General features: G+C 71.7%; 23 protein-coding genes and 1 pseudogene. 13 read left to right on the forward strand and 11 right to left on the reverse strand.

Annotated elements, in window-relative coordinates:
* From FHR33_RS15560 to FHR33_RS52610, 4 genes are read left to right on the forward strand one after another with little or no spacing between them, the layout of a single operon-like run.
* The gene (locus tag FHR33_RS15560) at positions 1 to 864 is read left to right on the forward strand and encodes an ABC transporter permease (protein ID WP_183647736.1); all 864 of its coding nucleotides are present in this window, start codon (positions 1 to 3) and stop codon (positions 862 to 864) included.
* On the forward strand, positions 845 to 1,984 hold the full coding sequence (locus FHR33_RS15565) for an ABC transporter ATP-binding protein (RefSeq protein ID WP_312895553.1): 1,140 nt from the start codon (positions 845 to 847) through the stop codon (positions 1,982 to 1,984). Before FHR33_RS15560 ends, FHR33_RS15565 begins: the two co-directional genes overlap by 20 nt.
* Positions 1,974 to 2,597 carry an HAD family hydrolase gene (locus FHR33_RS15570; RefSeq protein WP_312895554.1) on the forward strand — a complete coding sequence of 208 codons (624 nt, stop codon included), beginning with the start codon at positions 1,974 to 1,976 and terminating at the stop codon, positions 2,595 to 2,597. Before FHR33_RS15565 ends, FHR33_RS15570 begins: the two co-directional genes overlap by 11 nt.
* A 30-nt stretch (positions 2,598 to 2,627) precedes the next feature.
* Entirely contained in the window at positions 2,628 to 3,752 is a 1,125-nt protein-coding gene (locus tag FHR33_RS52610; RefSeq protein WP_312895555.1) for a serine/threonine-protein kinase, read from the forward strand.
* A gap of 507 nt (positions 3,753 to 4,259) precedes the next feature.
* On the opposite strand, the gene FHR33_RS15580 is transcribed toward FHR33_RS52610, so the two are convergent.
* Entirely contained in the window at positions 4,260 to 4,781 is a 522-nt protein-coding gene (locus tag FHR33_RS15580; RefSeq protein ID WP_312895556.1) for a TetR/AcrR family transcriptional regulator, read from the reverse strand.
* Positions 4,782 to 4,872: 91 nt separating this feature from the next.
* On the opposite strand from FHR33_RS15580, the gene abc-f reads away from it, so the two are divergent.
* From abc-f to FHR33_RS52615, 4 genes are all read left to right on the forward strand, one after another.
* Positions 4,873 to 6,390 (forward strand): ribosomal protection-like ABC-F family protein, encoded by a 1,518-nt coding sequence (abc-f, locus tag FHR33_RS15585; protein WP_183647745.1) that lies wholly within the window; start codon positions 4,873 to 4,875, stop codon positions 6,388 to 6,390.
* Positions 6,375 to 7,334: a quinone oxidoreductase family protein gene (locus tag FHR33_RS15590; protein ID WP_183647748.1), complete on the forward strand. Its 960-nt coding sequence runs from the start codon at positions 6,375 to 6,377 to the stop codon at positions 7,332 to 7,334. Before abc-f ends, FHR33_RS15590 begins: the two co-directional genes overlap by 16 nt.
* Before the next feature lie 73 nt (positions 7,335 to 7,407).
* Positions 7,408 to 8,310, forward strand: coding sequence for a serine hydrolase (locus FHR33_RS15595; protein WP_183647750.1), 903 nt, complete (start codon positions 7,408 to 7,410; stop codon positions 8,308 to 8,310).
* A complete protein-coding gene (locus tag FHR33_RS52615) occupies positions 8,307 to 8,771 on the forward strand; it encodes a helix-turn-helix domain-containing protein (protein ID WP_183647753.1) in 465 nt (154 codons plus the stop codon). The genes FHR33_RS15595 and FHR33_RS52615 overlap by 4 nt, the downstream gene beginning before the upstream one ends.
* Here FHR33_RS52615 and FHR33_RS15605 read toward each other — a convergent pair.
* Entirely contained in the window at positions 8,759 to 8,962 is a 204-nt protein-coding gene (locus FHR33_RS15605) for an SHOCT domain-containing protein (protein WP_183647756.1), read from the reverse strand. The two genes, FHR33_RS52615 and FHR33_RS15605, sit on opposite strands and share 13 nt — an antisense overlap.
* A 42-nt stretch (positions 8,963 to 9,004) precedes the next feature.
* Here FHR33_RS15605 and FHR33_RS15610 point away from each other — a divergent pair, with 42 nt between their 5' ends.
* Genes FHR33_RS15610 through FHR33_RS15630 form a run of 5 tightly spaced genes read left to right on the forward strand, consistent with a single transcriptional unit; the run spans position 9,005 to position 14,677 of the window.
* A complete protein-coding gene (locus FHR33_RS15610; protein WP_183647759.1) occupies positions 9,005 to 9,817 on the forward strand; it encodes a patatin-like phospholipase family protein in 813 nt (270 codons plus the stop codon).
* Positions 9,818 to 9,832: 15 nt separating this feature from the next.
* Positions 9,833 to 10,828: a 1-acyl-sn-glycerol-3-phosphate acyltransferase gene (locus FHR33_RS15615; protein WP_183647762.1), complete on the forward strand. Its 996-nt coding sequence runs from the start codon at positions 9,833 to 9,835 to the stop codon at positions 10,826 to 10,828.
* Positions 10,829 to 10,873: 45 nt separating this feature from the next.
* Complete coding sequence (locus FHR33_RS15620; protein WP_183647765.1) at positions 10,874 to 11,674, forward strand: ABC transporter ATP-binding protein; 801 nt, start codon at positions 10,874 to 10,876, stop codon at positions 11,672 to 11,674.
* 7 nt (positions 11,675 to 11,681) lie between these two features.
* The gene (locus FHR33_RS15625; RefSeq protein WP_183647768.1) at positions 11,682 to 12,662 is read left to right on the forward strand and encodes an ABC transporter substrate-binding protein; all 981 of its coding nucleotides are present in this window, start codon (positions 11,682 to 11,684) and stop codon (positions 12,660 to 12,662) included.
* On the forward strand, positions 12,659 to 14,677 hold the full coding sequence (locus FHR33_RS15630; protein WP_183647771.1) for an iron ABC transporter permease: 2,019 nt from the start codon (positions 12,659 to 12,661) through the stop codon (positions 14,675 to 14,677). The genes FHR33_RS15625 and FHR33_RS15630 overlap by 4 nt, the downstream gene beginning before the upstream one ends.
* On the opposite strand, the gene FHR33_RS15635 is transcribed toward FHR33_RS15630, so the two are convergent.
* The 9 genes and pseudogenes from FHR33_RS15635 to FHR33_RS15675 form a co-directional block, all read right to left on the reverse strand.
* Positions 14,669 to 15,190 carry an OsmC family protein gene (locus FHR33_RS15635; protein ID WP_183647773.1) on the reverse strand — a complete coding sequence of 174 codons (522 nt, stop codon included), beginning with the start codon at positions 15,188 to 15,190 and terminating at the stop codon, positions 14,669 to 14,671. The genes FHR33_RS15630 and FHR33_RS15635 overlap by 9 nt on opposite strands.
* Positions 15,187 to 15,801, reverse strand: a complete 615-nt coding sequence (locus FHR33_RS15640; RefSeq protein ID WP_183647776.1) for a VOC family protein — start codon at positions 15,799 to 15,801, stop codon at positions 15,187 to 15,189. The genes FHR33_RS15635 and FHR33_RS15640 overlap by 4 nt, the downstream gene beginning before the upstream one ends.
* Positions 15,798 to 16,340, reverse strand: a complete 543-nt coding sequence (locus FHR33_RS50270; protein WP_183647779.1) for an alkylhydroperoxidase domain protein — start codon at positions 16,338 to 16,340, stop codon at positions 15,798 to 15,800. Before FHR33_RS50270 ends, FHR33_RS15640 begins: the two co-directional genes overlap by 4 nt.
* Positions 16,337 to 16,837 (reverse strand): annotated as a pseudogene (locus FHR33_RS50275) (CMD domain protein); the annotation flags it as partial. The gene FHR33_RS50270 and the pseudogene FHR33_RS50275, both read right to left, overlap by 4 nt.
* Positions 16,838 to 16,918: 81 nt before the next feature.
* Positions 16,919 to 17,887 (reverse strand): putative FMN-dependent luciferase-like monooxygenase, encoded by a 969-nt coding sequence (locus FHR33_RS15655; protein WP_183647782.1) that lies wholly within the window; start codon positions 17,885 to 17,887, stop codon positions 16,919 to 16,921.
* Positions 17,884 to 19,374, reverse strand: a complete 1,491-nt coding sequence (locus tag FHR33_RS15660) for a dipeptide ABC transporter ATP-binding protein (protein WP_183647785.1) — start codon at positions 19,372 to 19,374, stop codon at positions 17,884 to 17,886. Before FHR33_RS15660 ends, FHR33_RS15655 begins: the two co-directional genes overlap by 4 nt.
* Positions 19,352 to 20,128 carry an ABC transporter permease gene (locus tag FHR33_RS15665; protein ID WP_183647788.1) on the reverse strand — a complete coding sequence of 259 codons (777 nt, stop codon included), beginning with the start codon at positions 20,126 to 20,128 and terminating at the stop codon, positions 19,352 to 19,354. The genes FHR33_RS15660 and FHR33_RS15665 overlap by 23 nt, the downstream gene beginning before the upstream one ends.
* On the reverse strand, positions 20,125 to 21,000 hold the full coding sequence (locus FHR33_RS15670; protein ID WP_183647791.1) for an ABC transporter permease: 876 nt from the start codon (positions 20,998 to 21,000) through the stop codon (positions 20,125 to 20,127). Before FHR33_RS15670 ends, FHR33_RS15665 begins: the two co-directional genes overlap by 4 nt.
* Positions 20,997 to 22,604 (reverse strand): TIGR04028 family ABC transporter substrate-binding protein, encoded by a 1,608-nt coding sequence (locus FHR33_RS15675; RefSeq protein ID WP_183647794.1) that lies wholly within the window; start codon positions 22,602 to 22,604, stop codon positions 20,997 to 20,999. The genes FHR33_RS15670 and FHR33_RS15675 overlap by 4 nt, the downstream gene beginning before the upstream one ends.
* Between the last annotated feature and the right edge of the window lie 94 nt (positions 22,605 to 22,698).

Here is a 22,698-nt window from a genome sequence, read left to right on the forward strand (position 1 = left end):
ATGACCACGCTCGCGCCCGTCGCGCCGGCCCCCGAGACCGTGCCCTCGGGACAGGCCCGCACCGGCGGGTCCAGGCTCTGGCGCCGCTTCGTCCTGGCGCTGGCCGGCCTCTACTTCCTGGTCCCGCTCGGCGCGTCCTTCTGGTTCACGATCTACAACGAGGCCACGGGCGTGTCGTTCGCGCCGTACGCGGAGCTGTGGACCGCCGAGGGCTTCCTGTCGAGCCTGCTGCTCTCCCTCGGGCTGGCCGTGGCCACCATTGTGCTGGTGCTGCTGCTCACCCTGCCCGCCATGATCACCGTACGGCTGGCCGCGCCGCGCCTGCGTCCCGTCATGGAGGTCGTCTGCACGCTGCCGCTGGTGGTGCCGCCGATCACCTTCGTCGCGGGCATCAGCAGGTCGCTCCAGGTGGGCGGCGAGGTGCTCGCGCCGACGCCGTTCTGGGCCACGCTGATCGCCATCCAGGACCAGGACTTCCCCCTGGTGCTGGTGTTCGTCTACGTCATCCTCGTGCTGCCGTTCGTCTACCGTTCGCTCGACGCGGGGCTGCGCACGATGGACGTGCGCACACTGGTCGAGGCGGCGCGCAACCTGGGTGCGTCGTGGCCCTACGTGATGTTCAGGGTGATCGTCCCCAACCTGCGCTCGGCGCTGGCCAGCGCCTCCTTCCTCACCCTGGCCCTGGTGCTGGGCGAGTACACCGTGGCCAGCATCCTCGGCTACCAGCCGTTCGCGGTCTGGATCGTCACGATCTCGGGCTCCAAGGGCCAGCTGTCGGTCGCCGTCTCCGTGCTCAGCCTCCTGCTCACCTGGCTGCTGCTGCTCACTATCTCTGGAGGTACCCGTGGCCGCCGCTCGGCTTGAGTTCAAGGGCCTGCGCAGGGCCTTCGGCAGGACGGTCGCCCTCGACGGCTTCGACCTGACCATCGAGCCCGGCGAGCTCGTCGCCCTGCTCGGCCCCTCGGGCTGCGGCAAGACGACCGCGCTGCGCTGCGTGGCCGGCTTCGAACGCCCCGACGAGGGCGCGGTGCTGGTGGACGGCAAGGACATCACCGGCGTGCCCGCCAACAAGCGCGACGCGGGCATGGTCTTCCAGTCCTACTCCCTGTTCCCCAACCTCGACGCCGCGGAGAACGTCGCCTTCGGCCTGCGCGTCCGCAAGGCCCCGAAGGCCCAGCGGCGGGCCAGGGCGCTGGAGCTGCTGGAGCTGGTCGGCCTGCCCTCCCAGGCCGACCGCTACCCGCACCAGCTCTCGGGCGGCCAGCAGCAGCGCGTCGCACTGGCCCGCGCGCTGGCGCTGTCGCCTCGCGTGCTGCTGCTCGACGAGCCGCTGTCGGCGCTGGACGCCAAGGTGCGCGTCTCGCTGCGCGAGGAGATCCGCCGCCTCCAGCTCGACCTGGGCATCACCACGATCTTCGTGACGCACGACCAGGAGGAGGCGCTGTCGATCGCCGACCGCGTCGCCGTCCTGCGCGACGGGCGGCTCGAGCAGTGCGGCACGCCCGCCGAGGTCTACGACCGCCCCTCCACCCCGTTCGTGGCCGAGTTCGTCGGCGCCATGAACCACCTGCCAGGACGGGTCTCCGGCGACCAGGTAACGGTGCTGGGTCAGCTCCTGCCCCTCGACGGCGCCTTCGCAGGGCCCGACGTGGACGTCCTGATCAGGCCGGAGGCGGTCTTGGTCAGCCCCTCGCCCGAGGGGCGCGCCGAGGTCGTGGCCGCCTCGTTCCGAGGCGCGTCCGTCCGCCTGAGGCTCTCCCTCGAGGGCGGCGAGGTGCTGGCCGACGTGCCCGGCCACGAGGCCGTACGGCTGGCGCCCGGCACGCGCGTGTCCGTCCGGCTGGTCGAAAGGCCCGTCCTGGTGGCGCCGCGCACCTCCGCCGCCCCCGCGCCGTCGAAGGAGTCCGGGGACGGGCCCGAGGAAGCCGCCCCGGGCACGGTGGCCCCTTCCGATGCTCCGAAGGATCCCGCGGGTGCCTCCTGACCCCACCCGTTCCGCCCCCGCGCCCTTCGACGCGGTCCTGTTCGACATGGACGGCACCCTCGTGGACACCGAGGGGCTGTGGTGGGAGGCGACCGCCGACGTGGCCGCCGGCCTCGGCCGTGAGCTCGGCCCCTCCGACCTCCCCCACGTGCTCGGCCGCACGGTCCACGACACCGCGTGCCACCTCGCCCCCGACGACGTCGCCAGGGTGTCCGACCGGCTGACGGACTCCTTCGCCGACCGCATCAGGAAGGGCGTGCGGGTCGTGCCGGGGGCGAGGGAGCTGCTGCGCGCCCTCACCGCGAGCGCCGTCCCCACCGCGCTGGTCAGTGCCTCGCCCCGGTCGATCGTCGAACTGGTGCTGCCCTCGCTCGGCCACCGCTTCGAGGTGGTGGTGGCCGCCGAGGACACCGCGCGCGGCAAGCCGTACCCCGACCCGTATCTGGAGGCCGCGCGCCTGCTGGAGACCGACCCGCGGCGGTGCGTGGCGCTGGAGGACAGCCCCACGGGCGTCGCCGCCGCCACGACCGCGGGATGCGACGTGCTGGTCGTGTCTGTCGAGGTGGGGCTGCCCGCGCTCGCCGACGTCATCCGGCGCAAGGGGAGGTCCTAAATGGCGTCGATGTCGCTAAGCTGACCCGTCGTGAACCAGATCGGACGCTACAGGCTGTTGCACGTGCTCGGCAGAGGGGGCATGGGCACCGTCCACCTGGCCGAGGATCCCGCGGGGCAGCGCGTCGCGATCAAGGTGATCAATCCCGAACTCAGCCAGCACGAGCAGTTCAGGGCGCGCTTCAGGAGAGAGGCCGACGCGGCGCTCAGGGTGCGCAGGTTCTGCACGGCCGCGGTGCTGGAGGCGGCCCTCGACGGCGACCAGCTGTACGTGGTGACCGAGTACGTGCCGGGGCCCAATCTGGAGGAGGCGGTCAGGCAGTCCGGGCCGCTCAGGGGCTCCAGCCTCGACGCGCTGGCCGTCAGCGTGGCCACCGCGCTGACCGCCATCCACGGCGCGGGTGTGGTGCACAGGGATCTGAAGCCGTCCAACGTGCTGCTGTCGCCCGTGGGCCCGAGGGTGATCGACTTCGGCATCGCCAGGGCGCTCGACGAGATCGGCGGGGTCACCGGCACCGGTGAGCTGATCGGCACGCCCCGCTACATGGCGCCCGAGGTGCTGAGGGGCGAGCCCGTCTCCGCCGCGTGCGACGTGTTCTCGTGGGGCTGCCTGCTGGCGTTCGCCGCGACGGGGAAGGCGCCCTTCCCCGGCGAGACGTTGCCCTCCATCATCTACCAGGTGCTCAACACCGAGCCCGTGCTCGAAGGGCTGGAGCCCGCGCTGCGCGAGCTGGTCGTGGCCTCGCTGGCCAAGGACCCGGCCTGGAGGCCGACCGCGCAGCAGCTCCTCGACCAGCTGATCGGCCGCCAGGGCCGCGCCCGAGCAGGTGGCGCACACCGTCCAGGTGGCCTGGCAGGAGGGCACGACGCCCTACACGGCCGCCGCACGGCGTCCGCCCGGCGGGCCAGGGGACGGCTCGCGTCGCACGTCGCGAGGCAGGCTGCTGGCGGGGCTGGCGGTGGCGGCGGCGCTGCTGGTGGGCGGGGGCGTCGCGGTGTGGGCGATGCTGCCGAGCGGGCCTCCCGACCTGCCTCCGCTCTTCTCCGACGACTTCACCTCGACCTCCAGCGGGTGGAGCGGCACCTACGATCCCGACGCCACCGACAGCTACGGCTACATCACCTCCGACTTCACCTACGGCCTCGACGCGGGTGAGTACAACGAGGAGCGCTGGGCGCAGGCGCCCGTCCCCTACGCCACCGAGAAGAACCCCACGCCCGACCCCACGGCCACACCGACGCCGATGATCCCCTCGACGCTGGTCATCGGGGTGGCGGCCAAGGTCAGGTCGGGCAGCGGCGAGTTCGGCATGTGGTGCCGAGGCGACGACGCCGGCACCTACTACGAGTTCACCCTCGACACCTCGGGCAACGCCAGGATCCGCCGCATCCTGGAGAAGGCGGGCGGGAACCTGGCCGCTCCTGTCAAGGTCGACGGCTTCAATCCCAAGGAGCGCAACCAGATCCAGGTGGCCTGCGAGGAAAACGGCGGCGCCACCCGGCTGACCATGTGGATCAACGGCAAGCGGGTCCACAAGGTCGACGACCCCAACGGGCTGCCGACGGGCGACATCGGACTGTTCGCCCGCATCCCCAAGGGCAGCGCCAACCCCCTCAAGGTGGTCTACGACGACTTCGAGATGCGCGGGGTCAAGCAGCAGCCCTAGAGGACCCCCGCCCTGGCGGCGGCCAGCGCGGTGGCGGCGGCCCTGTCGGCGTCCTTCTCCTCCACCCGCTCGTGCGCGATGAACAGGCGGTAGTACACCGGCGCCACCGTGGCCCTGACCACCTCCTCGGCGTCGGTGCCCGCCGGGAGCTCGCCGCGCTCGACGGCCCTACGCACGATCACCGCCGACTGGGCGTGACGGGCGGTGTAGAAGCCGTTCAGCGCCCTGGCCGCGGCCTCGTCCTGCATGCCTGCGGCGACGAAGGCCGTCGCGGTCGGGTCCATCCCCCTGCGCACCATCCTGGCCAGCTCCCGCAGGTCCCCCTCGATCGTGCCGGTGTCGGGCACCGGCCACGGCTCTTCGGCGGCCAGTTCGAGCGCGTCGGCGATCAGCCCCTCCACGCCCGTCCACCGCCGGTAGACGGTGGTCTTGTGCACGCCCGAACGGGCGGCCACGTTCTCCACGGTCAGGCCCTGGTACCCGTGCTCGGCCAGCTCGGCGAGCGTGGCCTGTCTCACGGCGTCGCGAACCCGGGCGCTGCGCCCTCCAGGACGTTCCAAAGTCTACTCCAGTTGCATTAGTAGCACTCTTAATGCAACTATAGTTGCGATGACTACTCAGCTCAGCCTTCATGGGATCAGCAAGTCGTACGGCGACCGCCTCGTCCTCGACCACGTCTCGCTCGCCGTCCGGCCGGGAGAACGCGCGGGCGTCGTGGGCGAGAACGGCTCGGGCAAGTCCACGCTCCTGCGGATCATGGCGGGGCTCGAACGTCCTGACGAGGGGTCGGTGATCAGCACGGGCGCCGGCTATCTGGGGCAGACGCTCGACCTGCCCGGCTCCCATACCGTCCAGCAGGCCGTCGACGCCGCGCTGTCGGAGCTGCGGGCGATGGAGCGGGCGATGCAGGCCGCCGCCGAGGCCGAGGACATGACGGCCTACGGCGACCTGCTCACCGTGTTCGAGGCGCGCGGCGGCTACGAGGCCGACGCGCGGGTCGACAAGTCCCTGCACGGGCTCGGCCTCGCGCACGTGGCCAAGGAGCGCAGGCTCGACTCGCTGTCGGGCGGTGAGCAGGCGCGGCTGGGCCTGGCCTGCCTGCTGGCGGCAGCGCCCGAGGTGATGCTGCTCGACGAGCCGACCAACCACCTGGACGACAGCTCGACGGCCTGGCTCGAGGAGCGGCTGCGCGAGCACAGGGGCACGGTCGTCGCGGTCTCGCACGACCGCGCCTTCCTCGACGGCGTGGCCACCGCGATCATCGAGGTCGCCGAGGGCGGCGTGACCCGTTTCGGCGGCGGCTACAGCGGCTTCCTCGCCGAGAAGGCCGCGGCCAGGCAGCGATGGGAGCAGGCCCACCAGGACTGGCTCGACGAGGTCGAGGAGGTCAGGCGGTTCGCCGCCACCACCGCGCACAGAGTGGCGGCGGGCAGGGCGATGAAGGACAACAACAAGATGGCCTACGACCGCAACGCCGGCAGGGTGCAGAGTTCGGTGGCGAGCAGGGTGCGCAACGCCCAGGAGCGGCTGCGGCGCCTGGAGGAGAACCCGGTGCCGAGGCCGCCCATGCCGTTGCGCTTCGCGGGCGCCTTCGCCGCGGGAGGCTCGGCCCGCACGCTGGTCGAGCTGCCCGAGCTCACGATCGGGCCTGGCGACAGGCTGCTCGTCACGGGGCCGAACGGCGCGGGCAAGTCCACACTGCTCAGGAAGGTGGCCGCGGCGGCGGAGGGAGCCGTCAGCGTCGGCCACCTGCGGCAGGACGACTCCTTCGAGCCGGGCGCCTCGCTCCTGACCCGCTACGCCGAGGGACTGCCCGGCCACCCCGACGAGTACCGCGCGAAGCTGCTGGCCACCGGGCTGTTCGCGCCCGAGTCGCTCGGCGTGAGGGTCGAGGCCCTGTCGGTCGGCCAGCGGCGGCGCCTGGCGCTGGCCAGGCTCCTGGCGGACGAGCACGATCTGCTGCTGCTCGACGAGCCCACCAACCACCTGTCGCTGACGCTGGTGGAGGAGCTGGAGCGGGCGCTGGACGCCTACAGGGGCGCGCTCGTGGTCGTCTCGCACGACAGGACCCTGCGCGAACGCTTCAGAGGGGCCAGGTGGAGACTGGAGCCATGCATGCCATTGTGATCAATGCCCAGGGCGGACCCGAGGTTCTCGAGTACGCCGAGCACCCCGACCCGGCGCCGGGCCCCGGCGAGGTGCTGATCGACGTCGCGGCCAGCGGCGTCAACTTCATCGACGTCTACCACCGCACCGGCACCTACCCCCTCAGCCTGCCCTCCCCCATCGGCTCCGAGGGGGCGGGGACCGTCGCCGCCGTGGGCGAAGGGGTGAGCGGCGTGAGCGTCGGTGACAGCGTGGCGTGGGTGAACGTCCTCGGCAGCTACGCCGAGAAGGTCGTCGTGCCGGCCGACAGGGTGGTGCCCGTGCCGGCCGGGGTCTCCTCCGAGCAGGCCGCCGCCTCGCTCCTGCAGGGCATGACCGCCCACTTCCTCACCCACTCCGTGCACGAGGTGAAGCAGGGCGAGGTCATGCTCGTGCACGCGGGGGCGGGCGGCATGGGCCAGATGCTCATCCAGCTCGGCAAGCTCAAGGGCGCCAGGGTGCTGACCACCGTCTCCTCCGATGCGAAGGAGAAGCTGGCCCGCGAGGCGGGCGCGGACGAGGTGTTCCGCTACGACGACTTCCCCGCCTCGGTCAGGAAGGTGGTTCCCGGTGGCGTGGACGTCGTCTACGACGGCGTGGGCGCCGCCACCTTCGACGGGGGCCTCGCCTCCCTGCGAGCCCGAGGGCTCATGGTCCTGTACGGCGCCGCCAGCGGACCCGTGCCGCCGCTCGACCCCCAGGTGCTCAACAGGAGCGGCTCGCTCTACCTGACCAGGCCGTCGCTCGTGCACTTCGTCGCCGAGCGCGACGAGCTCCTCTGGCGCGCGGCCGACCTGTTCGGCTGGCTGGCGTCGGGCGAGCTGAAGATCACCATCTCGGAGCGCTACCCGCTGGCCGACGCGGCACGGGCGCACGAGGACCTGCAGGGCCGCAGGACCACGGGCAAGCTCCTGCTCGTGCCGTGAGCGTCAACCGGTGAAGCCGCCGGGCGGCTTCACCGGTTATCCGAAATTCCGAATAATTGGATAAGCTGACGGCATGAGAATCCTCGCCACCGTCGTGAGCCTGTTCATCACCACAGCTCCTCCGCTGGACGACGTGGAAGCCGTGCTCGCCTACGTCAAGGCGCACCCCGGCGACGTCGCCCTGGTGACCTCCGGCATCAGCCACAACGCGGGAGCCTCCACCCCCTTCGCCTCGGCCATCAAGATCGTGCATCTCGAGGCGTATGCCAAGGCCGTGAAGACGGGCAAGCTGAAGCCCGCCGACCAGATCCCCGTCGCCACCTGGAACGCCTATCACCTGCCCGGCACCGACGGCGGCGCGCACGAGGCCGCGCTCAAGCGGCTGAAGGCGGGCGCGACGGTCACCTTCGACCAGCTCGTCTCCGCCATGATCGAGGAGAGCGACAACGCCGCGGCCGACCTGCTGCGCGAGAAGCTGAGCCTGCACAAGAAGGTGTCGACGATCAACGGCGAGATCCTGCGCGCCTTCGGCGGATGCGCCACCGACGCCGACACCTGCATCAGGACGTACGCCGCCGCGGGCAAGCAGGTCCAGCTGCCGCTGCCCGGCTACGACAAGCAGGCCGCCTGGGCCGACACGGTCACGAGGAACCGGCCTGCCGTCCTGCACGCCACGCTGAGCAGGCTGGCCGGGGACAAGGTCGCCAGGAAGCACCTGGAGTGGCCGATGCGCCAGCCCGGCGCCTCCAAGGACCTGGTCATCGGCACCAAGGGCGGCGCCCTGCCCGGCGTGATCACCGAGGCGATGTACACGGTGACCCCCGGCCAGAAGCCGAAGGTCACGGTGTTCGCGCTGCGCCGCCTGCCCGAGCAGACCTGGTTCTCCGGTCTGAAAAGCTATGCTCATCAGCAGTTCATGCTGCGACTGGCCACTGACAGGGCCTTCCACGAAAGGGTGCGTGCCGCACTGAAGTGAGCGACGAGACCGACGACAGGCTCCTGGCGCTCGAGGCCAGGGTCGCCGCCCTGGAGGCCCAGCTCGCCGCGCCCGCACCGCGCGCGGACGACTCCGGCCTGTTCACCTACGGCGGTCAGGCCAGCCTCGGCGGCTACGAGTGGTCGTGGCAGGTCTCGCGCAGCCCCGAGTGGCTGCTGGAGCAGCCGTCCGCCCAGCTGGCCGCGGTGCTCGCGGCCGCGGGGCATCCGGCTCGCTTCGAGATACTCAAGCTGCTGGTCGCAGGGCCGAAACCGATCACGGAGCTGCAGGCGGAGCTGGGGCTGGCCTCACCGGGCCAGCTCTACCACCACCTGAAGACCCTGACCGCCGCGGGGCTGGTCGACCAGCCGGAGCGCGGTGTCTACCGGGTGCCGCCGAAGGCCGTCTTCCCCGTGCTGGCGCTGGCAGCCGCCGCCGTGGACGTGGCTCACCAGTCCTGACCGAGGCCCGACATGCGGCGCAGGTACTCGTCCTCGTCGATCTTGCCCGCCGCGTAGCGGCGCTTGAGGATCTCGCGCGGGCTCTCCTGCTGAGGGGGCTGCTTCTTGGGCGGGGAGGGGCGCATCCTGATCATCATCAGCACGAGCACCACGATGACTATCACGAGAAGGATGACAAGCAGCCTGATCATTCGGTACTCCCTCTCGTCGTTCTGAGGCGATGATACGAGGTTGTGGAGACAGCGTTCGTGCTCGGTGGCGGTGGAGTGCTCGGAGCACACGAGGTGGGCATGCTGCGAGCGCTCGACGAGGCGGGGATCATGCCCGACCTGGTGCTCGGCACCTCCGTCGGCGCGCTGAACGGCGTGCTGCTGGCCGCCTCGCCCTCCGACGCGGTCAAGCGGCTGACCACGCTGTGGCGCTCCGACATCGTGCGCACCGCCTTCGCGGGCTCGTGGGTGCGGCGGCTTTCGACGCTGGCCAGGACCGGCACGCACCTGCATCCGATCGCGCCGCTGCGCCACCTGCTCGACGAGCTGGTGCCGGTGTCGCGTATCGAGGAGCTGCCCATTCCGTTCCAGTGTGTCGCGGCCTCGATCGAACGGGCAAGCGCTCACTGGTTCAGCGAGGGGCCGCTGGTGACCGCCGTGCTGGCCTCGTGCGCCGTGCCGGGGCTGCTGCCGCCCGTGCGCGTCGGCGACGAGCACTTCTTCGACGGCGGGCTGGTCCACAGCATCCCGGTCGGCAGGGCCGTCCAGCTGGGCGCTCGCAGGGTCTTCATCCTGCAGGTGGGCAGGATCGAGCGGCCGCTGGCCGCGCCGAGGCGGCCGTGGGAGGTGGGCATGGTGGCCTTCGAGATCGCGCGCAGGCACCGCTTCGCCGAGGAGATGGCCGCGCTGCCCGGCTCCGTGGAGGTGCACGTGCTGCCCGCGGGGCTCGACGTGCCGGTGTCACCGCTGCGCTACAGGGACCTGTCGCAGATCTCGCGCTACATCGACAGGGCCTACGAGGCCTCTTCCCGCTACCTGGCTGACGTGATCCGATGAGGTGTGCCCCCTCGGATGGTCCGCCGGCTGGTTCTCGTCCCCCTGGTGATCGTGCTGGCCGTGGTCGCGGTGGTCACCCTGCCCCTGTGGCTGGTCGTGGTGACCGCCGCCTCGATGCGCCTGCCGCCGCCGCAACGGCGCGGCGTCCGCTTCCTGTGGTTCGGGGTCGCCTGGCTGGCCCTGGAGTGCGGGGTGCTGGCCGCGTGCCTGGGCCTGTGGGTGGCCGGCGGCTTCGGCGGCCGCCTGCACCGTGACACGCACCAGGAGCGCCACTACCAGCTGATCAGATGGTTCCTGTCCAGGGTCTACCTCGTGGCCGTCAGGGTCTTCAGGCTGACCGTCGACATCCAGGAGCCGCGGGAGGACCCCTCGGCACGGCTGGCCCGACCGGTGATCGTCCTGTCGAGGCACGCGGGCCCCGGCGACTCGTTCCTGCTGGTGTACCACCTGTTACAGCTCTACGACCGCAGGCCGAGGATCGTCATGAAGGCGGCCCTGCAGTTCGATCCCTCGCTGGACGTGGTCATCAACCGCCTGCCCAACGCGTTCGTCCCGCGCAGGAGCGGCGAGAGCGGGATCATCGAGGAGATCAGGCGCCTGTCGGCCACCATGGACGCCGACGACGCGCTGGTGATCTTCCCCGAGGGCGGCAACTTCACCCCGCGCAGGCGCAGGCTGGCCATCAGGCGCCTGGAGGAGAAAGGTCTGGCCGAGGAGGCGAAGCGGGCGGGGGCCATGGACCACCTGCTGCCGCCGAGGCCGGGAGGGGCGATCGCCGCGATCGAGGCGTGCCCCGCGGCCGATGTCGTCTTCGTCGCCCACACCGGCCTCGACGACCTCGTCACGATCGGCGACGTGTGGCGCAAGCTGCCGGTGAGCGCCAGGATCAGGGCGAAGTGGTGGCGCATCCCCGCCGCCGAGATCCCCGCCACGCGGGAGGAGCGCATTCGCTGGCTGTACGACCAGTGGGAGCTGATCGACGACTGGATTTCCGAGAACCGTGTCCCTTAGTGCTAAATTTACCCCGATATAGGTAAGCCTTGCCTAAGGAGCGGTGTGGGCGATCTCGTCGGGCACGGGCTGGTCGCGGGGTACGAGGGCAAGCGGGTGCTTTCGGGGCTCGACGTGCGACTGGCCTCGGGTCAGGTCACCGTTCTGGTCGGCGCCAACGGCTCGGGCAAGTCGACCCTGCTGAGGGTCCTCGCCCGCCTGCACGTCCCCACCGAGGGCGCCGTGCTGCTCGGCGGGCACGACATCGCGAGGGACAGCACCCGCGCGCTGGCCAGGAAGCTGACCTTCCTCCCGCAGTCCCCGCTGGTCCCCTCCGGCCTCACGGTCCGTGAGCTGGTCGGGCACGGGCGCTACGCCCACCGCGGCGTGCTCGGCAGGACGACGGGCGACGACCTCGAGGCCGTGCGCTGGGCGCTGGCCGTCACGGGCCTCGAGCCGCTGGCCGGGCGGAGGGTCGAGGAGCTGTCCGGCGGCGAGCGCCAGCGCGCGTGGATCGCCGTCGTGCTCGCCCAGAAGACCGGCGTGCTGCTGCTCGACGAGCCCACGACCTTCCTCGACCTGCGCTACCAGATCGAGATCCTGGCGCTGGTCCGGCGCCTGGCCGACGAGCACGGGCTCACGGTCGGCGTCGTGCTGCACGACCTCAACCAGGCCGCCGCGTTCGGCGACAGGATCGTCATGCTCAGCGCCGGCCGGGTGGTCGCGTCGGGAGAGCCGCACGAGGTGATCACCGCCGAGGCCGTCAGGGACGCCTTCGGGCTCGAGGTGAGCGTCGCCACCGACCCCGAGACCGGCCGTCCCACCTGCCTGCCGTCCCTGCGCGGGCATCTCACCACCAAGGAGTAGTTCCCCCATGCTGAGAAGAGTCGTGGCCGTCCTGGCCCTGGCCATGGCCGCCGCCGCCTGCGGCTCCACCGCCGCGCCGACCGCCGGTCAGGCCACGCGGGGCGCCGCCGCCGCGAAGCCCGTCTCGATCAAGGGCGCGGACGGCGTGGCCGTCGAGCTGAAGGCGCCCGCCACCAAGGTCGTGTCGCTGGAGTGGACCTACACCGAGGACCTGCTCGCGCTCGGCGTCACCCCCGTGGGCGTCGCCGACGTCGACAACTACGAGACCTGGGTGACGGCCGGCGAGCGGGTGAATGGCAGGACCACCGACGTCGGCACCAGGCAGGAGCCGAGCCTGGAGAAGATCACCGCGCTGGCGCCCGACCTGATCGTCGCCGAGAAGTTCCGCGTCGGACAGAACCTCGACGCGCTCAAGCAGATCGCGCCGGTGGTCGTCCTCGACTACACGGGTGAGGGCACGGGGCGCACCCAGTACGCGCACATGCGCCAGACGCTCAAGGACCTGGCCGTCGTCGTCGGCAGGCAGGCCGAGGCCGACCGGGTCCTCGCCGGCCTCGACGCGAAGATCGCCGAGGTGAAGGGCAGGCTGGAGAAGGCTGGCAAGGCGGGCACGGACTACACCGTCACGCAGGGCTACACCGGAGAGAACGCCCCCGTCCTGCGCCTGCTCGCCGACAACTCCCTGGCCGCACAGGTACTGGCCGAGGCGGGGCTCAAGAACGCGTGGAAGGGCAAGGGCGACAGCTGGGGCATGACCGAGACCGACGTCGAGGCGCTCAAGCAGGTCGACAAGGCCACGCTGCTCTACGTCGCCTCCGACAAGGACAACGTCTTCACCGGCGCCCTGGCCAAGAACCCGATCTGGCAGGGCCTCGCCTTCGTGAAGGAGAAGCGGGCGCTGCCGCTCGACCCTGGCACCTGGCTGTGGGGCGGGCCGAAGACGACCGAGCAGCTGCTCGAGGAGACCGCCAAGGCTCTGGGAGCGTGAGCACGGCCACGGGCGGGGACCTCCGGGTCCCCGCCCGCTCGTTCGCCGTCATCGGGACGGGCCTGGCCGCACTGGCGTTGCTCTGCGTGGTCCACGTGGGCCAGGGCAGCTCGGGCATCGGCCTGTCCGAGCTGGCCGCCCTCCTCACGGGCACGGCCGCGCCGGGAGTGAGCGACATCTTCATGGGCAGCCGCCTGCCCCGCCTGCTGGCCGGCGTCGTGGCGGGCGGCGCGCTCGGCGTCTCAGGGCTGCTCATCCAGACCACGACGAGGAACCAGGCCGCGGCGCCCGACACGCTCGGCGTCAACGCGGGCGCCTACCTCGCCGTGGTCGCCGCCTCGTTCGCCGGACTGAACCTGGGCGCGCTGCCGCAGGGCACGCTCGCCTTCGCCGGCGGCCTGGCCGCCGCGCTGCTGGTGCTCGCGCTGGGCGGCCGCGACGCGCCTGGCCGGGTGATCCTGGCCGGTACGGCCGTGGCCATGGCGCTGATGGCGACCGCCACGATGCTGCTCATGCTCGACGAGTACGGCACGCGCGGCCTGTTCCTGTGGGGCAGCGGCTCGCTCGTCCAGTCCGACGTGGGACGCGCGGGCGGCCTGCTCGTCGTGGTGGCCGCGGCCGTGCTCGCCGCCATGGCGCTGGCCCGCCCGCTGGACCTGCTGGCCCTCGGCGACGACATCGCCCGCTCACTGGGCACCGCCGTCCCCAGGGTGCGGGCGGGCGCGCTCCTGCTGGCCATCGCGCTGGCCGCCGCCGCCGTCACCGTGGCGGGGCCGCTGGCCTTCGTCGGGCTCATCGCCCCCGTCTCCGTCAGGCTGCTCGGTCTCGGCCGCCATCGCGCGCTGATCCCCGCCGCCGCCGTGACCGGCATGGTCCTGCTGCTGGGCGCCGACACCCTGGCCCGCGCGGTGTTCGACCCGGCGGACGGACACGCCGAGCTGCCCGCGGGCATCGTGACCGCGCTGCTCGGGGCGCCCTTCTTCGTCGTGCTGGCCAGGCGCCTGGCCAGCGGCCACGTCGAGCGAGGCGCGGCGGTGGCCCTGCCAGGACGGCGGCGCGTGCCGTACCCGGTCGTGCTGGCGCTGTCGTTCGCCGCGCTGGCCACGGCGTTCGTCCTCGGGCTGAGGATCGGCGACGTGCCTGTGACGTTCGCCGACATGCTCGCGCCGGGCGACGAGCTGGTCAGGCGGGTGCTGGCGTTGCGCGTGCCGCGCCTGGTGGTGGCGGCCGTGGCGGGAGCGGCCCTGGCCGCGGCCGGGGTGGCGGTGCAGGCGGTGATCCGCAACCCGCTGGCCGAGCCCGGCCTGCTCGGCGTCACGGGCGGGGCGGGCGTCGCGGCCGTCGGGCTGCTGATCCTGGTGCCGGCCGCCCCGCGCGCCCTGTTGCCGCTGGTCGCCTTCGCCGGAGCGCTGGCCGCGCTCGGCCTGCTGGTCGCGGTCGCCTACAGGAAGGGCAGCTTCGATCCCGTGCGGGTCGTGCTGGTCGGCATCGGCATCCTGGCCGGCGCGCAGGCCCTGGTGTACTTCGCCGCGCTCAAGGCGGGCATGGCGCTGGCCGCCGCCCTGACCTGGATGAGCGGCAGCACCTACGCCAGGTCGAGCGACGACCTGGCGTGGCTGGCGCTGCCCATGCTCGCCGCCGTGCTGCTCTGGCTGGCGGCCAGGCCGCTCGACCTGCTGGCGCTGGGCGAGGACCTGCCCCGCTCCCTCGGCCTGCCGCTCAACGGGGCCAGGATGGCCATCCTGTCCGCCGGCGCGCTCCTGGCCGGCGGTGCGGCCGCCGCGGTCGGCTCGGTGGGCTTCGTCGGCCTGGTGGCTCCGCACCTGGCCAGGCGCCTGGTCGGCCCTGGCCACCGGCGGCTGCTGCCCGCCGCGATGCTGCTCGGCGCGGCGCTCGTGGTGGCGGCCGACAGCCTCGGGCGGTGGCTGCTGGCCCCCAAGGAGCTGCCGTCAGGGCTGATCGTCGCGCTGGTCGGCACGCCGTACCTGATCTGGCTGCTCAGGCGGTCACGCTGAGACCGCTCGCACCACCTGCCCCTTGATCTCCTGGGGGTTACGGATCAGGTTGAGGATGGGGCAGACCCGCTCGACCTCGGCGTGCAGCCTGGCCAGCTCCTCATCGGAGGCGGGTGAGTCGATGCGCACCTCGTACCTGAAGTTTTGCGGGTACACGGGGATGTCGGTGTTGCCGGGGGCCTGGGCGCGCGGGTCGTACTCCGCCTCCACGTCCACGGCCAGCGAGTCGAGCGGGATCTCCAGCTCGGCCGCCTTGATCAGGAAGATGTGGGTGACGCAGCTGCCGAGCACGCCGGCCTGGAGCTCGGGCGAGCCGGGGCCGAGGTCGTAGCCGGCGAAGTCGGGCCCGCTGTCGCTGAGGATCTGGAAGTCCCTGATCCTGATCCTGCGCACCCCGCTTCGGCCCTCGGCCGTGACGCTCGCGCGCAGCGGCACGGGCCCGCCGGTCTGGCTCTCACGCCTGGCCAGCAGCGCCGCCCGCTTCTGGGAGAGATACTCACGCAGGCTGCTCATGCCAGCTCCACCTTTCCGTTCGGGGTGTCGAGGACGGCCCTCAGCACGACCTCGGGCCCCTCCTCGACGTCGAGGTCGGCGCCGACCGCGTCGAGGTCGGCGCGCAGTCCCTCGGCGTCGGGCGTGACGGCGGCGAAGGCGGCCAGGGTGAGCTGCGGCAGCCCCGAGGCGGCGGGGTGCGCGGTCGCGCCCCAGTCGATGAGGAAGGGCACCGGCCTGATCGCCGCGGGGTCGTCCCTGCGGGTCAGCCGCCATTCGAGGAGCGTGCCGTCGGGCGTGCGGCGCGACAGCGGATGCACCTCTCCAGGGTCGTAGCCCCGCCGGCGCGCCCGCTCGACGGTCGCGTCCAGGTCCTCGGGGCGGATCGCCCACGCCGCCAGGCGCGCCTCGGTCAGCGTCTCGAGACCGAACGCCCTCGGTCTGGCGCCCTCCACCTCGGGATCGGGCCCGATGATCTCCAGGTAGGCGGTCGGGCCGAGGCCGACGAGGTAGTTGGCGGTCCCGCCGGGATGCGAGCCGCCCTTCACGGGGCGGACCCCCGTCCGCTCGGCGAACGCCGCCACCCCTTCCTCGAGGTCGGGAACGGCGTAGACGAGATGGTCGAGACTCATCGTGGTTCTCCCAGGGAAAGCATGAGCCTGTTGGCCCAGTTGAAGAAGGCGGCCGCGTGCAGCGCGTCGCTGATGGCCAGGTCGTCGAGCCCCTGCTCGCGCAGCGCGGCGACGTCGGCCCTCGGAGGGGTCCGTGTCAGCGCCGAGGCGGCGTCGACGATCGCGCGCCACCTGTCGTCCTGCTCGGCCGCCGTTCCGTCGTCCAGCAGCCGCTGGACGTCCTCCTCCCGCCTGGTGTGGTGGGAGGCGAAGCGGGCGTGGACCGAGGCGCAGAAGACGCAGCCGTTGTCGCGGGAGACGGCCGTGGCCGCCAGCTCCCGCTCACCGCGCGGCAGGCCGTCCTCGGCGTTGTAGAAGATGTCGTTGTCGGTCTTGGTGCGGGCGTGCAGGACGGCAGGATCGCGGGCCAGCAGCCTGAAGTACGGCGAGGCGGCCCTGGCCCTGTCGACCAGAGCGTGCCTGTGCTCGTCGGTCAGCTCGTCCTCGGCCAGCGGCTCGATCCACGGCTCCCAGCCGAGCTGGTCCTGGGTGAACTTCATGCGAGTGCCTCCAGTGCGGTGACCACACGGATCTGGAAGGAGAGGAAGGCGACCAGTTGGGAGAGCGTGACGATGCCGGTGACGGACCAGCCCGCCTCGCGCAGCCGCTCCAGGTCCTCGGGCGCGGCCTCTCTCGGACGGAACACCAGCAGGTGCGCGTGCTCCAGCGCCGCGGCCAGCCTGCCGTCGATCCCCTCGGCGCCGAAGCGCGGCCCCTCCACGCTCTCGTGGGCCAGCTCGGGGTCGCGGTAGCGGCCGTAGGGGCCCTGCGCCCTTCCCGCCGCCGCCTGAACGGCGACCTGCTTGGCCAGATCGGGGTCGAGACCTTCGGCATAGAGGGCGGTGGTCTTCTCGTGCCCGTGCAGGTCGGCGACGAAGGCGGCGACCGCGTGCCGTTCGGCCTGGGTCACCTCCTCGAGCCCCACCTCGCTGACGCCGCCCTCGTGGAGGGCGTCCCTCGGCACGAAGAGCGCCTCGTAGGCGCGCTGCGCGTGCTCTCTCGCGTCGGGGCCGCCGCCTGCGCAGCACGTCGAGAGGCGAGCCGGGACTGACTCCCGCCAGGTGGTCGATGATGTCGCTCACGCGTGCTCCGAAGGGGTCCAGCCGAGCGCCGGAGCCACCTTGGTGGCCAGCAGCTCGATCGAGCGGAGGATGAGAGGGTGCGGCGGGTCCACCGAATGCACCTGGAAGACCAGGTCGGTGACCCTGTCGAGGGTGGGGTCCGCGCGCAGGCTCGCGACCACCTCGTCGGGCGTGCCGACGTGGGTGTCGGCCTGGAGGAAGGCCGCCAGCTCGGGTGACTGGCGGGAGGCGCGGGCGATGCCCGCCTGCGCGTACCGCTGCGCCTCCTCGCGGGAGTCGGCGACGAAGGCGGTGCGGGAGGCGACGATGCGCGGCGGCGTACCCGCGGGCAGGTGTTCGTGGTAGGCGTCCACGATCGGCCGCTGCACCTCGGCCAGGGTGACGCCCTCGGCGCGCGGCTGGGTGCGGGACAGCATCAGGCCGTTGCCCGCCCGCCCCGCCCGCTCGCCGCCGCCGACCGAGAACGTCGCCTCCCACACCGCGCCGAGCAGCCTGGGCGCGGCGGGGTAGAGGTGGTTGCCGCCACCCAGGTCGCCGCCGGACCAGGCGTTCACCAGGATCGCCAGGTGTTCGGCGTAGATCGCCGACCTGGCGGCGCTGTCGTGGCCGAAGGCGGCGAAGGAGGAGGCGGTGCCGCCGCTGCCGACACCGACCTCCAGCCGCCCGCCCGACAGCAGGTCGAGAACGGCGGTGTCCTCGGCGACCCGTACGGGGTGCTCGAGGGGAAGGGTGATGATGCCGGTGCCGAGCCTGATGCGGCTCGTCCTCGCGGCGACGGCCGCCAGGAACACCAGTGGCGCCGGCAGCCCTCCCTCGCTCTCGCTGAAGTGGTGCTGGGCCACCCACGCCGAGTCGAAGCCGTGCGCCTCGGCGTGCGCGATCTGCTCGGCGGCCAGCTCGTAGCGTTCGCCTGCGGGCGCCTGGTCGAGCAGCCTGGTGAAGAAGCCCAGTCGCCTGCGCGTCATCGGACCGGCTCGGGGATGGCGGCGAGCAGCTCGCGGGTGTACTCGTGCTGGGGGTCGGTGAAGACGTCCCTGGTGGTTCCCGATTCCACGATCTTTCCCTTGTTCATGACGGACACGGTGTGGGAGATCTGCCGCACCACCTTCAGGTCGTGGGAGATGAACAGGTAGGTGATGCCCAGCTCGCGCTGGAGCCTCCCCAGCAGGTCGAGGATCTGCTCCTGGGAGCCGACGTCGAGCGCGGAGACGGCCTCGTCGAGCACGAGCAGCCTGGGTGAGACGGCCAGCGCCCTGGCGATCGCCACCCGCTGCCGCTGGCCTCCCGACAGCTCGCGGGGCCTGCGGGTGAGCAGGTCGGCGGGCAGGCCGACCCGCTCGATCAGCTCGGCGGCCGAGCCTTCCAGCCGGAAGTTGCGCAGCGGCTCCTCGACGATCCGCCGTACGCTCTGGCGGGGGTCGAGCGAGCCGTACGGGTTCTGGTAGACGAGCTGCACGTGCCTCCTGAAGTCTCGCCCGCCCGCCGCGCCGCCGACCTCGACCTCGCCCGAGGTGGGCGCGACGAATCTGGCGATCATGCGGGCGGTGGTGGTCTTGCCCGAGCCCGACTCCCCCACCACCGCGTGGGTGGTGCCCTGCCGTACTTCGAAGGAGACCCGGTCCACGGCGCGGAACGCGCCGTAGTCCTTCACCAGCTCGCGTACGGCCAGCGCGACGGGCGCCTCGGGGGCGGGAGCGCGGAAGGCCTCCTGCTCGGGCCGTCTGGCGTAGGCCACGGCGGAGGCGGGGCCCTGCTCCTCGACGCGGCCCTCCTTCATCACCACGATCCTGTCGGCTCGTCCCGCGGCCACGCCGAGATCGTGGGTCACCATCAGCAGCGCCGTGCCGAACTCCGAGCGCAGGTCGTCGATGAGGTCCAGGATGCGCCGCTGGACGGTCACGTCGAGGGCGCTGGTGGGCTCGTCGGCGATGATCAGCTGCGGGCGCAGTGCGATCGCGGCGGCGATCAGCACCCGCTGGCGCATGCCTCCCGACAGCTCGTGCGGGTAGCGGGTGGCGTGCTCCTCGGTCAGGCCGACCCGCACCAGCAGCTCGGCGACCCGGTCCCTGACGTGGCGGCGGTCGCCCTTCCTGTGGATGCGCAGCGTCTCACCGATCTGCGCGCCGACGGTCTTGACCGGGTTGAGCGAGCTGCCGGGATCCTGCGGCACGAGCCCGATCTGGGCGCCGCGCACCGACTCCATCCTGCGGGAGGACCAGCGCGCGATGTCGGTGCCGTTGAGGAGGATCTGGCCGCCGTCGGCCCTGTGCAGGCCCATGATGGCGTGGGCGGTCGTGGTCTTGCCCGAGCCGGACTCGCCGACCAGCGCGACCGCCTCGCCCTGGTCGAGGGAGAAGGAGACCCCGTGGACCACGCGGCGCGCGCCAGATCGCCGCCCTCGCTTCGGCTCCGCATACGAGACGGTCAGGTCACGCACGTCGAGCAAGCTCATCGATCCTCCTGCTGATACGGCCCGCGGCGAGCACCACGGCCACGACGACGGCTCCGGGCAGCGTGGTCAGCCACCAGGCGGTCGCCAGATAGTTGCGTCCCTCGGCGATGAGCAGCCCCCATTCGGGGGTGGGCGGCTCGGCACCGTAGCCGAGGAAACCGAGCGTGGAGACGGCCAGGATGGCCGCGCCGAACTGCAGGGCGGCCAGCGCGATGACGGGGCCGAGCGAGTTGGGCAGCACGTGCCGCCACAGCACGCCCGCGAAGCCGCCGCCGCTGCCGAGCGCGGCCTCCACGTAGTCGCTGCGCCGTACCTTCACCACCTCGGAGCGGGCCAGCCGGGTGAAGGTCGCCACCGAGCCGATGCCGACGGCGAGGGCCACGTTCACCGTGCCCGGACCCAGCAGGATGATCACGGTGAGCGCGAGCAGCAGGCCCGGCACCGACAGCAGCACGTCCACCACGCGCATGACCACCGTGTCGACGAGAGCGCCCAGCGAGCCGGCCAGCAGCCCCAGCAGGGTGCCGAGCAGCAGCCCGACCCCCACGGCGACGAACGCGCCCGACAGCGAGTGGACCGCGCCGTGGACGACGCGGGCGAACAGGTCGCGGCCGACGGCGTCAGTGCCGAACAGGTGCTCGGTGCTCGGCGGCAGCAGCTTGTCGGCGGGCACGCCCGCGATCGGGTCGTAGCCGGTGAACAGCGCGGGCACCGCCGCCCAGAGCAGCACCAGCGCGACGACGATCCACTTCATGATCTGAGCCTCGGGTCCAGGATCGGGAACAGCAGGTCCACGATGAGGTTGACCAGCACGAACACGGCGGCGGTCAGCACCACCACGGCCAGCAGCACGGGCGTGTCCTGGCTGCTGACGGCCTGCTCGGTGAGGCGGCCGACGCCGTTCCTGCCGAACACCGTCTCGGTCACGACCGATCCGGCGATCAGCTCGCCGAAGGTGAGGCCGGCCATGGTCAGGGCGGGCAGCATGGCGTTGCGCGCCACGTGCCGCCACAGGATCCACCGGCGCGAGGCCCCCTTGGCCGCCACCACCTGGACGAAAGGCTGGGTGGCCGCGTGGTCGATGCCGCGCGCCAGCACCTGGGCGATCGGCGCGCAGATGGGGATGGCGAGCGTCAGCACCGGCAGGATCAGCTGCTGCCACTCGCTGCCGCCGATCACGGGGACGAGCTTCAGCCTGAAGGAGAACAACTGGATCAGCAGGATGCCGACCCAGAAGACCGGGATCGCCACGAACAGTGACGGCAGCTCCCTCAGCCACGGGGTGAAGGCGATGCCCACCGCGAGCACGATCGCCACGGCGAACCCGAGCCCCGCCAGCTTCGCCGTCTCGGGCAGCGCCTCGGCCAGCCGCTCGACGACGGGGGTGCCGGTGTCGATGGAGTAGCCGAAGTCGCCGCGCAGGAAGCCGAGCAGGGTGTGCAGGTAGGCGGCGGGCCCGTCGGAGCCGTAGGCTTGCCTGATCCGCGCGAGCTGCTCGGGCGACAGGCCGAGCTCGGGATTCTGGAACTTGATCAGGATCGCGTCGCCGGGCAGGAGGTGCAGCAGCACGTAGCTCGCGGTGAAGGCGGCCCACAGGACCAGGAGCGCCTGCCCCGCCCTCCTCATGACTTCCAGACCGAGTAGAAGCTCGGCCTTCCCACCGCCTCGAAGCTCACCCCGTGGACGGTGGGCGCGCCGCCGTACACCTGGGGCTCCTCGAACAGCGGGATCGCGTAGCCCTGCTCGACGACGTAGCGCTGGATCTCGGCGACCTTCTCGTTGCGCCTGGCGACGTCGGCCAGCGCGGACTGCTCCTCGAGGAGCCTGTCAAGCTGCTCGTCCTCGGAGAGGATGACGTCGCGGTTCGCGCTGTGGAAGTGGCTCTTGATGACGTCCTGGTCGGCGCGGCCGACCATGCCGTGGCTGACCGCCGTCTTCTCCGCGTTCTTGATGTCGACGGCGAGGGTGCCCGCGTCGCCCGGACGGACCTCCAGCTTCACGCCGAGCCTGGCCCACTGCTGGGCGACGAGTTCGAGGGTCTGCTTGGACAGCGGCTGGGGCAGCGAGACGAACACGCCCAGCTCCAGCTTCTTGCCGTCCTTCTCGCGTACGCCGTCGGCGCCGCGCTTCCATCCGGCCTCGTCCAGCAGCGTGTTGGCCTGGTCGGGGTCGAAGACCAGCTCCTTGGACAGGTCGGTGTAGCCCTGGGCGAGGTGGCTGAGCACGGAGGTGGCCACCGGGTAGCTCGGCGTGAACAGGGTGTCCACGACCTCCTTGATGTTCGTGCCCTTCTGCAGCGCCCTGCGCACCTTGACGTCGCTCAGGATGCTGTTGGAGGGGCGCAGGTAGAGGCCGTTGTTGACGCCTCTGGTCGGCTCGGCGTAGAGGGTGAAGCCCGCGCTCTTGACCGTCTGCTCGTCGTAGGCCTGCACGTAGCGGACGAAGTCGGCCTGCCCGCTGGTGAGCGCGCCCACGCGGACGTTGTCCTCGGGCGTGACAATGATCTTGATCTCGTCGAGATAGGCGCGACCCTGATGCTTCGACGACGGCGGCGCCCAGTTGTAGTCCTTGCGCGCCTTCAGGTCGATTTGCTTGTCCACGATCTGGTTGGCGACGGTGAACGGTCCAGAGCCGACCACGTTCTTCAGCTGGCACTGCTGCTCGTACGGCAGGCTGATCGTCTTCTTCGACACCAGCCCCGCTCCGATCACCGAGGTGCCCTGCAGGAAGCCGGGCGACGGCTTGTCGAAGAAGAAGCGCACGGTCCTGGCGTCGACGACCTCGCTGCGCTCGTAGTTGTTGACGAACTCGGCAGGAGGGAGCTTGAGCTCGGTGCTGCCCTTGCCGTACACGTCGAAGTTGGCCGCCACCGCGGAGGCGTCGAGCGGGCTGCCGTCACTGAAGGTCACGCCGTCGCGCAGGTGGAAGGTGTACTCGGTGGCGTCCTTGTTGACCTCCCACCTGGTGGCGATCCACGGCTCGATCGCGAGCGTCTCGGGGTTCTGCCAGGTCAGCTTGTCGGTGAGCTGGTTGAGCAGGCCGCCGTTGGGATAGAAGCCCGCCGCGGGCAGGTAGAGGCAGGACGGCGGCTGATGCTCCAGGTAGGTGAGCGTGCCGCCGTACACCGGCTGGCCCGCCACTACGGCCTTGGCGGCCGGTTCTCCCCCGCCACAGGCGGCGAGGAGTCCCGTGACGGCGAGGAGCACGGCCGCTGTGACGCGTCTAGACATGGGGAGATCGCCCTTCGATGCCGGGGTTCGGGTAAACCCATAATAACCTACTGGAATTATAGGTATCACCGTCGTCGGGGCTGGCCGGCTGCTC

The organism is Nonomuraea dietziae (genome assembly GCF_014195505.1).
GTDB lineage: Bacteria > Actinomycetota > Actinomycetes > Streptosporangiales > Streptosporangiaceae > Nonomuraea > Nonomuraea roseola.